This window comes from Micromonospora sp. NPDC005197 (assembly GCF_040608295.1).
Lineage (GTDB): Bacteria > Actinomycetota > Actinomycetes > Mycobacteriales > Micromonosporaceae > Micromonospora.
The window spans coordinates 1-11,944 of sequence record NZ_JBEXHY010000146.1 but is presented as its reverse complement, the minus strand read 5'-3'; the positions used below and the strand labels follow the sequence as shown (position 1 = coordinate 11,944).

Annotated in this window: 10 protein-coding genes; 5 read left to right on the top strand and 5 right to left on the bottom strand. The window is 72.3% G+C overall.

Features of this window, described 5'->3' with window-relative positions; translation table 11 throughout:
* Window positions 1–201 precede the first annotated feature (201 nt).
* A complete protein-coding gene (locus ABZU46_RS28040; RefSeq protein ID WP_354862418.1) occupies window positions 202–888 on the bottom strand; it encodes a hypothetical protein in 687 nt (228 codons plus the stop codon).
* Window positions 889–957: 69 nt separating this feature from the next.
* On the opposite strand from ABZU46_RS28040, the gene ABZU46_RS28035 reads away from it, so the two are divergent.
* From ABZU46_RS28035 to ABZU46_RS28025, 3 genes are read left to right on the top strand one after another with little or no spacing between them, the layout of a single operon-like run.
* Complete coding sequence (locus tag ABZU46_RS28035; protein WP_354862416.1) at window positions 958–3,576, top strand: valine--tRNA ligase; 2,619 nt, start codon at window positions 958–960, stop codon at window positions 3,574–3,576.
* Window positions 3,573–4,907 carry a folylpolyglutamate synthase/dihydrofolate synthase family protein gene (locus tag ABZU46_RS28030; RefSeq protein ID WP_354862415.1) on the top strand — a complete coding sequence of 445 codons (1,335 nt, stop codon included), beginning with the start codon at window positions 3,573–3,575 and terminating at the stop codon, window positions 4,905–4,907. The genes ABZU46_RS28035 and ABZU46_RS28030 overlap by 4 nt, the downstream gene beginning before the upstream one ends.
* A complete protein-coding gene (locus tag ABZU46_RS28025; protein WP_354862413.1) occupies window positions 4,904–5,392 on the top strand; it encodes a DUF4233 domain-containing protein in 489 nt (162 codons plus the stop codon). Before ABZU46_RS28030 ends, ABZU46_RS28025 begins: the two co-directional genes overlap by 4 nt.
* 42 nt (window positions 5,393–5,434) lie before the next feature.
* Here ABZU46_RS28025 and ABZU46_RS28020 read toward each other — a convergent pair whose 3' ends face one another.
* Complete coding sequence (locus ABZU46_RS28020) at window positions 5,435–6,973, bottom strand: VOC family protein (RefSeq protein ID WP_354862412.1); 1,539 nt, start codon at window positions 6,971–6,973, stop codon at window positions 5,435–5,437.
* Window positions 6,974–7,115: 142 nt separating this feature from the next.
* Between ABZU46_RS28020 and ndk the strand changes: the two genes are divergently transcribed.
* On the top strand, window positions 7,116–7,541 hold the full coding sequence (gene ndk / locus ABZU46_RS28015) for a nucleoside-diphosphate kinase (protein ID WP_354862410.1): 426 nt from the start codon (window positions 7,116–7,118) through the stop codon (window positions 7,539–7,541).
* Between the two features lie 18 nt (window positions 7,542–7,559).
* Here ndk and sigJ read toward each other — a convergent pair whose 3' ends face one another.
* The 3 genes from sigJ to ABZU46_RS28000 all read right to left on the bottom strand — a co-directional run bounded on the left by sigJ (window position 7,560) and on the right by ABZU46_RS28000 (window position 10,124).
* Window positions 7,560–8,435, bottom strand: a complete 876-nt coding sequence (sigJ, locus tag ABZU46_RS28010; protein WP_354862408.1) for an RNA polymerase sigma factor SigJ — start codon at window positions 8,433–8,435, stop codon at window positions 7,560–7,562.
* Entirely contained in the window at window positions 8,432–8,875 is a 444-nt protein-coding gene (locus tag ABZU46_RS28005; RefSeq protein WP_354862407.1) for a carboxymuconolactone decarboxylase family protein, read from the bottom strand. Before ABZU46_RS28005 ends, sigJ begins: the two co-directional genes overlap by 4 nt.
* Window positions 8,876–8,954: 79 nt before the next feature.
* Window positions 8,955–10,124, bottom strand: a complete 1,170-nt coding sequence (locus ABZU46_RS28000) for an acyltransferase (protein WP_354862405.1) — start codon at window positions 10,122–10,124, stop codon at window positions 8,955–8,957.
* 173 nt (window positions 10,125–10,297) lie between these two features.
* Here ABZU46_RS28000 and ABZU46_RS27995 point away from each other — a divergent pair, with 173 nt between their 5' ends.
* Complete coding sequence (locus ABZU46_RS27995; protein WP_354862403.1) at window positions 10,298–11,848, top strand: alkaline phosphatase D family protein; 1,551 nt, start codon at window positions 10,298–10,300, stop codon at window positions 11,846–11,848.
* The last annotated feature ends 96 nt before the right edge of the window (window positions 11,849–11,944 follow it).

Here is an 11,944-nt window from a genome sequence, read left to right as displayed (position 1 = left end):
GATGGTACTGCACTCGTGAGGGTGTGGGAGAGTAGGACACCGCCGGACAATCTTCCAGAAAAGGCCACCCCCAACAGGGGTGGCCTTTTCTGCGTTTCCCCGACTCCGCGCCGCTGATATCGGGCGCTTCCGCAGTTGCGGACACCCGATATCCGGGAAGGCGCGTCGCTCAACGAGGTCACACCGCCGGGCGGGCGCGGATCAGTCGCGGGTCTGCATGTCCCCGCGAAGGTCGCGGAACAGGGCGCCGGCGTCGGTCACCGACCTACCGGGGAACATCGCCATCACGACGCTGCCGTGGTCCGCCCAGCCGCACACCGCGAAGTCGCCGCCGTCGCCACTGGTGCTGCCGCACTTCATCACGCCACCCAGGTCGCCCGCGGGCACCTCGCGCAGGCCGGTCACCGCGCCGGTCTCGTCGGACATCAGGCCGAAGAGGCTGTCCAGGTCGCGTTCGGGCTGCCAGAGCAGCGTGGTGCCGCCGAAGATCAGCACCGAACGCTTGTCGTCGGCGGGGTCGCGGTAGACGGTGCCGAAACTGCGGTCCAGCTCGATGTCGGCGGCCAGGCCGCTGCGTAGATAGTCCGCCGTGCTCTTGGCCCGCTCGCTGTCGTCCCGGGTCAACCCCGCCACCTGATCGGGTGAATTCAGCCGGGTGTCCTTCTGCTGCGCCACGCGCCACCCGCCGACCCCCAGTACGCCCGCACCCGCGAGACCCACGACCAGCGCTACCGCCCAACCGATCTTGCGGCGCCGGGACCAGCCGCCGGAGCGCTCGTCGGGGTCGCCCCCGGTGTCCCGGGTGCTCAGCTGGATGGGCTCCTCGGTCAGTTCGACCGGCTCGCGACTGTCGTCGAGCGAACGTTCGGTGAGATGTGCGTCGGACATAGCCGACACCGTACGCGAACGGCAGGTGGCGCACGTCAGGTCCGCGGAAGCCCTCCGTAGACTTGTCAGGTGACCGAGAGACTGGATGCCCGACGCCCCGACGCCCCGACCCTCGCCGGCCAGTACCAGCCCGGCGAGGTAGAGCAGCGACGGTACGAGCAGTGGGTAGCCGCTGGGCACTTCCGGGCCTCCGCCGACAGCGACAAGCCCCCCTTCACCATCGTCATCCCGCCGCCGAACGTCACCGGCTCGCTGCACATGGGCCACGCGTTCGAGCACACGCTCATGGACGCGTTGACCCGGCGGAAGCGGATGCAGGGCTTCGAGGCGCTGTGGCTGCCCGGCATGGACCATGCCGGCATCGCCACCCAGAACCTGGTCGAGCGTCAGCTCGCCGCCGAGGGCCTTTCCCGACACGACCTCGGCCGGGAGAAGTTCGTCGAGCGGGTCTGGCAGTGGAAGGCCGAGTCCGGCGGCGCCATCCTCGGCCAGATGCGCCGCCTCGGCGACTCCGTGGACTGGGACCGTGAGCGCTTCACCATGGACGCGGGGCTGAGCCGCGCCGTCCAGACGATCTTCAAGAAGCTCTTCGACGACGGCCTCATCTACCGAGCCAACCGGATCATCAACTGGTGCCCGCGCTGCCTCACCGCGCTCTCCGACATCGAGGTCGAGCACACCGACGACGACGGTGAGCTGATCTCCATCCGCTACAGCGACGAGGTCGTGGTGGCCACCACCCGGGCCGAGACGATGCTCGGCGACACCGCCGTCGCGGTGCACCCCGACGACGAGCGCTACCAGCACCTGATCGGCACCGAGGTCGAGCTGCCGCTCACCGGCCGGCGGATCCCGATCGTCGCCGACGCGCACGTCGACCCGAGCTTCGGCACCGGCATGGTGAAGGTGACGCCCGCGCACGACCCGAACGACTTCGAGATCGGCCAGCGCCACGACCTGCCCGCGCTGACCGTGATGGACGAGCGCGGTGTGATCACCGTGCCTGGCCCGTTCGAGGGGCTGGACCGGTTCGAGGCGCGGCCGGCGATCGTGGCCGCGCTGCGGGAGCAGGGCCGGATCGTCGCCGAGAAGCGGCCGTACGTGCACGCGGTCGGGCACTGCTCGCGCTGCAAGACGACTGTCGAGCCGCGGCTGTCGCTGCAGTGGTTCGTCAACACCGCCCCGCTCGCGCAGGCCGCCGGCGACGCGGTCCGCGGCGGCCGGGTGCGCATCGAGCCGGCCGAGCTGGCCAAGCGCTACTTCGCCTGGGTCGACAACATGCACGACTGGTGCATCTCCCGCCAGCTGTGGTGGGGGCACCGCATCCCGGTCTGGTACGGCCCGGCGGGCGAGATCGTCTGCGTCGGCCCCGACGAGGAGGCCCCGACCGGCGAGGGCTGGCACCAGGACGAGGACGTCCTGGACACCTGGTTCTCCAGCGGCCTGTGGCCGTTCTCCACCCTGGGCTGGCCCGAAGAGACCCCGGACCTGGCGAAGTTCTACCCGACCAGCGTGCTGGTCACCGGGTACGACATCCTGTTCTTCTGGGTGGCCCGGATGATGATGTTCGGCCTGTACGCGATGGACGGCCGGCCGCCCTTCGACGTGGTCGCGCTGCACGGCATGGTGCGTGACCAGTTCGGCAAGAAGATGTCGAAGTCGTTCGGCAACGTGGTCGACCCGCTGGACTGGATCGACAGGTACGGTGCCGACGCCACCCGGTTCACCCTGGCGCGGGGTGCGAACCCCGGTCAGGACGTCCCGGTCAGCGAAGAGTGGTGCCAGGGCTCGCGCAACTTCTGCAACAAGCTCTGGAACGCCACCCGGTTCGCCCTGATGAACGGCGCGCACACCACGGGCGACCTGCCGCCGGTCGAGCAGCTCTCCACCGTCGACAGGTGGATCCTGTCCCGGCTGGCGCACGTCACCGCCGAGGTCGACGAGCAGTTCGAGGCGTACGAGTTTGCCAAGGTGTGCGACCTGCTCTACCACTTCGCCTGGGACGACGTCTGCGACTGGTACGTCGAGCTGAGCAAGCCGGTGCTCGCCGAGGGCGGCGAGCGGGCCGACGCCACCCGGCGGGTGCTCGGGCACGTGCTCGACCAGCTGCTGCGGCTGCTGCACCCGGTCATCCCGTTCGTCACCGAGGAGCTGTGGCTCGCGCTGACCGGCGGCGAGACGGTGCAGGCCGCCGCCTGGCCGGTGGCCGACCGGTCGCTGGTCGACGACGCCGCCGAGGCTGAGCTGGCCGCCGTGCAGCGGGTGGTCACCGAGATCCGCCGGTTCCGTTCCGACCAGGGGCTGCGCCCGACGCAGCGGGTGGCCGCCCGCCTGGACGGGCTGGCCGGGGCCGGCATCGCGGCCCACGAGCCGCTGATCAGGTCGCTGGTCCGGCTGGACGCGGCCGGTGACGACTTCCAGGCCAGCGCGACGCTGGCCATGCCCGGCGCGGTCGGTGTCGCGTTGGACACCCGGGGGTCGATCGACGTGGCCGCCGAGCGGGCCCGGCTGACCAAGGACCGCGCGGCCGCCGAGAAGGAGGTCGCGCAGGCCCGAGCGAAGCTCGACAACCCTGCCTTCATCGGCAAGGCCCCCGAGCCGGTCGTCGCGAAGATCCGCGACCGGCTCGCCACCGCCGAGGCCGACCTGGTCCGGATCGACGCTGCTCTGGAGACACTGCCCTCGTGACCGACCGTACCGATTTCGCCGCCGCCGAAGCCGAGCTGAACGCCCGCGGCTTCACCCGCATGGTCTTCGAGCTGGACCGCATCGAGTCGCTGCTCGACCTGCTCGGCAGCCCGCAGCGGGCGTACCCGGCGATCCACCTGACCGGCACCAACGGCAAGACGTCCACCGCGCGGATGATCGACTCGCTGCTGCGGGCGTTCGGGCTGCACACCGGCCGGTACACGAGCCCGCACCTGGAGACCGTGCGGGAGCGGATCAGCCTGGACGGCGAGCCGGTCAGCGAGGAGCGGTTCGCCGCGGTGTACCGGGAGATCAAGCCGCTGGCGGAGCTGGTAGACGCCCGGTCGGACGAGCCGCTGACGTACTTCGACATGACCACCGCGCTGGCGTTCGCCACGTTCGCCGACGCGCCTGTCGACATCGCCGTGGTCGAGGTGGGACTCGGCGGCGCCGAGGACGCCACGAACGTCATCCAGGCCGGGGTGTGCGTGATCACCCCGATCGGCCTGGACCACACCGAGTGGCTCGGCGACACCCTCCAGGACATCGCGCTGGCGAAGGCCGGCATCATCCACCCGGGCGCCACAGTGATCGCGGCGGCGCAGGAGGAGGAGGCCGCGCGGCCACTCCTCGACCGCTGTGCCGAGGTGGGCGCCACCATCGCCCGGGAGGGCGCCGAGTTCGGCGTGCTGGGCCGGGCTGTCGCGGTCGGCGGGCAGGTGCTCAGCCTCCAAGGCCTGGGCGGCATCTACGACGACATCTTCATTCCGCTGCACGGCGCGCACCAGGCGCAGAACGCCGCGGTGGCGCTCGCCGCCGTGGAGGCGTTCCTGGGCGCCGGGAGCCGACGGCAGTTGGACGTCGACGCGGTCCGGGAGGCCTTCGCCTCGACCAGTTCCCCCGGGCGGCTGGAGCGGGTACGCAACGCGCCGACCATCCTGCTGGACGGCGCGCACAATCCGCACGGCATGGCCGCCACCGTGACCGCACTCCAGGAGGAGTTCGCGTTCAGCAAGCTGGTGGCGGTGGTCGGCGTACTCGCCGACAAGGACGCGGAAGCCCTGTTGGAGTTGCTGGAGCCGGTGGTCGACCAGGTGGTGGTCACCCGTAACAGCTCGCCGCGGGCGATGCCGACGGCGGAGCTCGCCGCGCTGGCCGAGGAGGTCTTCGGCGAGGAGCGGGTGGAGTCGGCCGAGGAGTTGCCGGACGCCATCGAGCTGGCGGTCGCACTGGCCGAGGAGGACGTCCCCGGAGAGCTCAGCGGCGTCGGGGTCCTGGTGACCGGCTCGGTGGTCACGGTGGCCGACGCCCGCCGGCTGTTGAAGCGATGACCGGCCCCGAGCGCGGCCCACGCGCCACCGACGACCCGACCGGCCCGTCGGGCGGCCAGGCGGGCTCGTCGCGCGGCGAGGCGGGCTCGTCCACCGAGCAGGGCGCGGCCGGATCGTCAGTGGGGGAGTCGGAGGCCGGGCAGCCGCGGCGCTCCGGGCTGCGCAACCCGGAGCGGGCGGTACGCGGCCTGGGCGCTGGGACGCTCAGCCTGGAGGCGCTGGTGCTGCTGCTGGCCATCCAGCCGATCCGGGTGGTCGGTGGCGACCTCGGCGGGGCCGCGATCGCGGCGGTGGTGGCCCTGGCGGTTGCCGCCGTCCTGCTCGCCGGCATGATGCGCCGCCCCTGGGCCTGGCACGCCGGCACCGTGCTGCAGGGCCTGCTGATGCTGGCCGGTCTGCTGCACTGGTCGCTGCTCGTGCTGGGCATCATCTTCGCCCTGGTCTGGGCGTACGCGCTGCACGTCCGCCGGGTCATCCTCGGCTGACACGCCGACTCGTCCGGCGATGCTCCGGGAGGACCGGCCGGGTCAGGCGTCGGCGCGTTCGCGCCACTGGGTGAGGGCGATGCCGTGGCCGTCCGGGTCCCGGAAGGCAGCCGCCCACACCTCCAGCCTGCTGCCCCGGTTGACCACCCGGGGCGCGTACGTGAAGCGGACCCCGGAGTCGCGCAGCCGGCCGTACGCCGCCTCGATGTCGTCCACCTCGAGGTTGACGTGCACCAGTCGGCGGCTGATCGGCGCCGCCCCGGTCACCTCGCGCAGCACCAGCCGGGTCGTGCCGAAGGCGAGCACGGCGTTGCCGGCGCCCTGGTCGACCTCGCTGAAGCCGAGCATGTCGCGGTAGAAGCCGAGCGACCGGGACAGGTCGGTGACCAGCAGGGTCAGGCCGACACCGCTGATCGGGCCGGCCGGATCAGTCGCGGACGCGCCGTCGTACCCGAAGATCGCCTCGTCCAGGTCCTCGGCGGTGACGGTCTCGCGGGCCTTTCCGGTCGGGGCCGGATCGTCCAGCGGCAGGTCCAGCGGGTCCAGCGGATCCATGGCGACCGGGCCGGTGCGCTGCGCCGGAGGTGGATCGACGCGCGGCGCGGCGGGCGGGTCGAGGCGGGCCTCGGCGGTCGCGGGCCGGTCGTCGGGCGCCGGGTCGACGCGGTCGTCGGGTTGGTCGACGCGGTCGTCGATCGGGGCGAGCGGGTCCGCGCCGGGCTGGTCGAAGTGCTCCTCCGCCGGTGGGCGCGGTGCGGGGGTGGCCCGTCGGGGCAGCCCCGCGCCGGGCTGCGGCTCGACGACGACGCCTTCGAGCACCACCGGGCCGCCCGGGCTCTGGCTCATCACCACCGGCTCGCGCTCGTCGGGCGCGACCGCCGGGTCGTCGCGCAGCGGGTCGGGGCCGCGCGGGTCACGGAACACCTCGGGGCCGCGTGGGTCACGGAACGGGTCACCGTCGCGGGCGTCGCGGAAGGGGTCGCCGTCGCGGCCACGCGGGTCGAGGAACCCCTCGCTGTCGCGCGCGTCCCGGAAGTCGTCGTCCGTCGCGCGGTCGGCCCACGGCGGGGCGTCCTGCTGGATGAGCACGTCGTCCACGGCGTCGATGTCGCCGAACTCCGGTGGGAGGTCGGCGACGGCCGCCGCGGTCTCGGCGTGGGTGGGCACCTCGTCCCAGAGAACCTTGACGTGCCGCTGGTCGTCCAACGCGACCCGGATCGGCAGGGTCTGACCCAGCGACGGCCACTTCGAGACCGGCACCCGCGGCTCGATGATCTTCTTGGATCGGGGCGGCAGACCGGGCGCGTCGATGACCAGTTGCAGCTCGCACCGGCCGAACGCGTACTGGGTGGGTGGTTCGGAGGCGCTGTGCACGTGCGCCACGCCGACCACCCAGGTGCGCCCGCCGCCGCGTACGGTAGCCAGCGCGATCGCCAGCACCAGCAGGGCGACCCCGAGGGCCACGATGGCCCAGCTGGTCATGCCCAGCCCGAAGAGGACGACGAAGGTGGCCACGGTGCCGAGCACCGTGCCGATGAGCTTGCGTACCGGCGCGATGGGCCGGTTCCCGCCATTCGCCACAGTGGACCTCCCGGGGGTCAGGGCCAGGCTAGGCCGGATCGGCCACCGGGGGAAAGACCGGCCGCCGCGCCGGCGCCGGGACCGGGTCGCTAGGCTGACCGTACCGATCCCAAGCGTTCCGCGCGTACAGGAGGAACCCAGCGTGTCCAGCAACAGCCCGGATGAGCGCAGCCTCGTGCTGATCAAGCCCGACGCGGTCCGCCGCGGCCTGGTCGGCGAGGTCCTCTCCCGCTTCGAGCGCAAGGGGCTGCGGATCGACGCGATGGTGCACCGGACGATGGACGCCGCGCTGGCCGACGCGCACTACGCCGAGCACGTCGACAAGGCGTTCTACCCGCCGCTGAAGGACTTCATGACCGGTGGCCCGCTGGTCGCCCTGGTGCTCTCCGGCGACCAGGTCATCGACGTGGTCCGTGGGCTGGTCGGCGCGACCGACGGCCGCAGGGCCGCCGCCGGCACGATCCGGGGCGACCTGTCGCTGTCCAACCGGGAGAACCTGGTACACGCCTCCGACTCGACGGACAGCGCCAAGCGCGAGATCGGGCTCTGGTTCCCCGAGCTGAGCTGAGCTGACGGCGCCGGGGGTTCAGTCGACCGGCGGCAGCTTCTCCGGGTTGCCCACGACGTAGATCCCGGTGATCCGGCCGGCTGCGGCGGTGACGGTCAGCGTGTACCGGCCGCCGTCGGAGCGGGTGAGCAGGATGGCGGGTTCGCCGTTCAACTCCAGCCGACGCGCCGCCCACTCGCGGCGTGGGCCGTAGATCCCGGCGTAGAACCGGGCGACCCGGTCCGCGCCCCGCAGCGGGTTGCGGGCGGAACGCACCCGGCCGCCGCCGTCGTTCCACGCCGTGACGTCCGCGGCCACCAGACTGGTGAGCGTCGCCAGGTCCCCGTTCCGGGCGGCGGCGAGGAACGCCTCCAGCAGCCGCTCACGCTCCGAGCGGCTGGCGGTGAAGCGGCGGCGCTCCTGGCGTACCCGCGTGGCCGCCCGGTGGTGCAGCTGTCGACAGTCCTCGGGGGTCCGGTCCAGGATCTCCGCGATCTCGGCGTACGGCAGGTCGAACGCGGTGTGCAGGACGTACACCGCGCGCTCCGGCGGGGTGAGCCGCTCCAGCACGTGCAGCAGGGCGGTGGACAGCGAGTCGCGCAGCTCCGCGCGGTCCAGCGGGCCGAACGGCGAGGGCTCGGTCGGCACCGGCTCGGGCAGCCACGGCCCGACGTAGGTCTCGCGGGCCGCCTGCCGGGCCCGGAGCCGGTCCATCGCCAGCCGGGTGACCACCCGGGACAGGTAGCGGCGCGGCTCGGCCACGGTGGCGCGGTCCACGCCCAGCCACCGCAGGTACGCCTCCTGGAGCACGTCCTCCGCGTCGTGCCGGCTGCCGAGCAGGCGGTAGGCGAGCCCGAGCAGCATCGGCCGGTGCGCCTGGAGCGCACCGGCCGCCTCTGCCGCCTCGGTCGTCACACCTGCGCCGGGGGCTCCGTGTGCGTGGTCACGGCGATACGATTCCACACGTTGATTGTGGCGATCGCGAGGACCAGATCGGCCAGTTCCTTCTCCGGCCAGACCTTCGCTGCGGCGTCCCACACCTCGTCCGACACCCCGTGCTCGCCGAGCCGGGTCACCGCGTCGGTGAGCGCCAGCGCGGTCTGCTCCCGCTCGTCGAAGAACGACAGCGCCTCCCGCCAGGCGGCCACCGCGAACAGCCGCCGGCTCGACTCGCCGGCGGCGAGGGCGTCGCGGCTGTGCATGTCCACGCAGAACGCGCAGCCGTTCAGCATCGACGCCCGCAGCTTGACCAGCTCCAGCACGGTGTGGTCGACGTTCGCCTGGACGTACTTCTCCAGGCCCGACACGGCCTGGTATCCCTGCGGCGCGACCTCGAAGAGCCTCATTCGTTGCATGACCAACTCCCTGTTCGATCCGACACCGCAACGACGGTTCGACCGGGGCGTGCCGTGACAACCGCGGTGGTGACCCCGGTCACGCGTGGCGGTGGGCCCGGCCGGAGGCCGTCGGAACGGTGTCGGCCAGCACCTCGCGCGGGCGGGGGATCCGGGGGCTGTCATCGACGGTGTCCACCGGTCGGTCGTCGTCGCGCGACGCGGGCCGCGCGACGCGGGCGGCGAGCCGCCGCCCCACCCCGATCGCGGGTAGCTCGACCCACCGGTAGAGCACGTCCGCGAGGATCAGCCCCACCACCACGGCGCCCACGAAGATGACGGTGCCGTGGCGCCCCCTCGTGGGCAGCAACCCGATCGCCACCCCCGCCGCGATGGACTGGACCAGGTACATCGAGTACGACCGTTCGCCGACGAAGACCAGTGGACGGAGCGCCAGTACGCGCGCGAGGAGGCTGCGCGACAGCAGGGCCGGCAGCAGCAGGGCGGCCGCCGCGGCGTAGCTGCCGATCAGCGCCTCCGGGCCGAGCCGGGCCGGCCAGTACCGCACGGCCACCTGGACCGCGACGAAGGCCATGATCACCGCGCTGGCCGTGATCGGGTGGGTCAGCGGCCGGAGCAGGGCGAAGCCCCGGGGGTGCTGCATGATCACGGCGATGAGGCAGCCGAGCAGGATCGCCACGTAGTGGATCGGCCAGCTCAGCCACGCGATCTCCGGCGGGATCAACGCGACGAGGAGCACGAGCAGGCCGAGAGTGACGGCCAGTCGGCGGCGGAAGACGGTGGTCACCAGCACGAACGCGATGGCCGGCCAGAACAGGTAGAACTTCTGCTCGATCCCGATCGTCCAGGAGTGCAGGTACGGGGCGCCGGCCGGCAGGAAGTCGTTGAGCAGGAGCAGGTAGTACGCCAGCGAGCGTTCCAGCGCGTCGGCCGTGCCGCTGAGCCGGGCCAGTGCCCAGGTCAGGAAGAGCACCAGCAGGTACACCGGCATGATCCGGAAGAACCGCCGCAGGTAGAACGCGCGCAGTGAGACCCGCCCGTACCGGTGCTCCTCCCGCAGCAGCAGCGTGGTGATCAGGAAACCGGAGAGCACGAAGAACAGGTGGACGCCGATCCAGCCCGTCAGCCAGGCCCAGGACGGGCCACCGAAGTGGAAGGCGAAGACCATGACGGCCGCCACGGCCCGCAGGCCGTCCAGGGCGGGAAAGCGTCGCATGGCCTGGAACTCGTCGTAATCGAGCGGACGCACCGGCGAAGTTTGCGCGAGCCCGCCAACGGGGTCAAGCGGCGACTGTCGTCCAGAGCGGAGCGTGCGGCCGTTCCGGCCGGACAACCGGCGTTCGGACCCCGGTCATCCGGGCCGCCGATCGCGGTCATCTCCGCCCGGTAGACCGACGGGGTCAACCATGACCGGGAGGAAGCATGACCGAGCTTGATCGACGTACCCTGCTGCGGGCCGGCTTGGTGGCCGGGGCCGGAGTCGCCGGCGGCGCGCTGCTGGGCGGCGCCGGCGCGAACGCCGCCCCGGCCTGGCGCCCGGCGGGACGCCCCGTGCTCACCCACGGCGTGCAGAGCGGCGACGTGACCGCCGACTCGGCGCTGGTCTGGACGCGGGCCGACCGCCCGGGCCGGATGCTGGTCGAGGTGAGCCGGCGGCCCGACTTCCGGGGCGCGCGGCAGTTGCGTGGCCCGGTGCTCGGCCCGAGCGGAGACTTCACCGGCAAGGTGCGGCTGCGCGGCCTGCCGGACGCCGAGCGGCTGCACTACCGGGTCCGGGTGGAGAGTCTGGAGCGGCACGGGGTGGTCAGCGAGCCGCTGACCGGGTCGCTGACCACCGCGCCGGGCCGGCACCGGCGGCGCGACGTGACGTTCGTCTGGACCGGGGACATCGTCGGGCAGGGCTGGGGGATCGACCCCAACTACGGCGGACTGTCGATCTTCCGGGCGATGCGGGAGGCCCGTCCGGACTTCTACCTGTGCAGCGGCGACACCGTGTACGCCGACGGCCCGCTGGTCGAGTCGGTCACGCTGCCCGACGGGCGGATCTGGCGCAACCTGGTGACCCCCGAAAAGAGCAAGGTCGCCGAGACGCTTACCGAGTACCGGGGACAGTTCGCCTACAACCTGCTCGACGCGCACCTGCGGGAGTTCGCCGCGGCGGTGCCGCAGATCAACCAGTGGGACGACCACGAGGTCCTCAACAACTGGTACCCGGGGGAGATCCTGGACGACCCGCGCTACACCGAGCAGCGGGTCGACGTGCTCGCCGCGCGGGCCAGTCAGGCGTTCCACGAGTGGCTGCCCGTGCCGGACGACGGGCCGCTGTACCGGCGGATCTCGTACGGGCCGCTGCTGGACGTGTTCGTGCTCGACATGCGCACCCACAAGGACCCCAACGACGGCAACACGTACGCCGACCCGAAGCGTAGCCTGCTCGGCCGCGAGCAGCGGGAGTGGCTGATCCGGGAGCTGAAGCGCTCTACGGCGACCTGGAAGGTGATCGCCAACGACCTGCCGATCGGGGTCGTGGTGCCGGACGGTCCGGGCGCGCAGGAGGGCGTCGCGCAGGGCGACCCCGGTGCGCCGCTCGGTCGTGAGCTGGAGTTCGCGGAGGTGCTGCGGGCCACCCACCGGGCTCAGGTGACCGGCATGGTCTTCCTCACCGCCGACGTGCACTACTCCGCCGCGCACCACTACGACCCGTCCCGGGCGGCGGTCGGTGACTTCACGCCGTTCTGGGAGTTCGTCTCCGGTCCGGCGCACGCCGGCGCGTTCGGCCCGAACGCCCTGGACGGCACGTTCGGCCCGCAGGCGGTCTTCGTGCACGCCCCGCCGCGCGCCAACACCTCGCCGGCCGAGGGCTTCCAGCACTTCGGCGAGGTGTCGATCGACGGCGAGTCGGCGGCCCTGACAGTTCACCTGCGCGACCGCGACGGCGCCTCCCTCTGGAACACCACCCTCCCCGCCCCCTAACCCCGCCCTCCCCGCCGTCCCCTGTTGATCAAGAGGTTTGCGTCAGGATTTGGCGCTAGGTTCACCAAAACATCTTCATCAACGGAAGCATCCGCC

Coding starts and splice junctions, on each gene's coding strand:
- ABZU46_RS27995 (WP_354862403.1), top strand. CDS start 10,298: ATGACCGAGCTTGATCGACGTACCCTGCTGCGGGCCGGCTTGGTGGCC.
- ABZU46_RS28005 (WP_354862407.1), bottom strand. CDS start 8,875: ATGCAACGAATGAGGCTCTTCGAGGTCGCGCCGCAGGGATACCAGGCC.
- ABZU46_RS28040 (WP_354862418.1), bottom strand. CDS start 888: ATGTCCGACGCACATCTCACCGAACGTTCGCTCGACGACAGTCGCGAG.
- ABZU46_RS28025 (WP_354862413.1), top strand. CDS start 4,904: ATGACCGGCCCCGAGCGCGGCCCACGCGCCACCGACGACCCGACCGGC.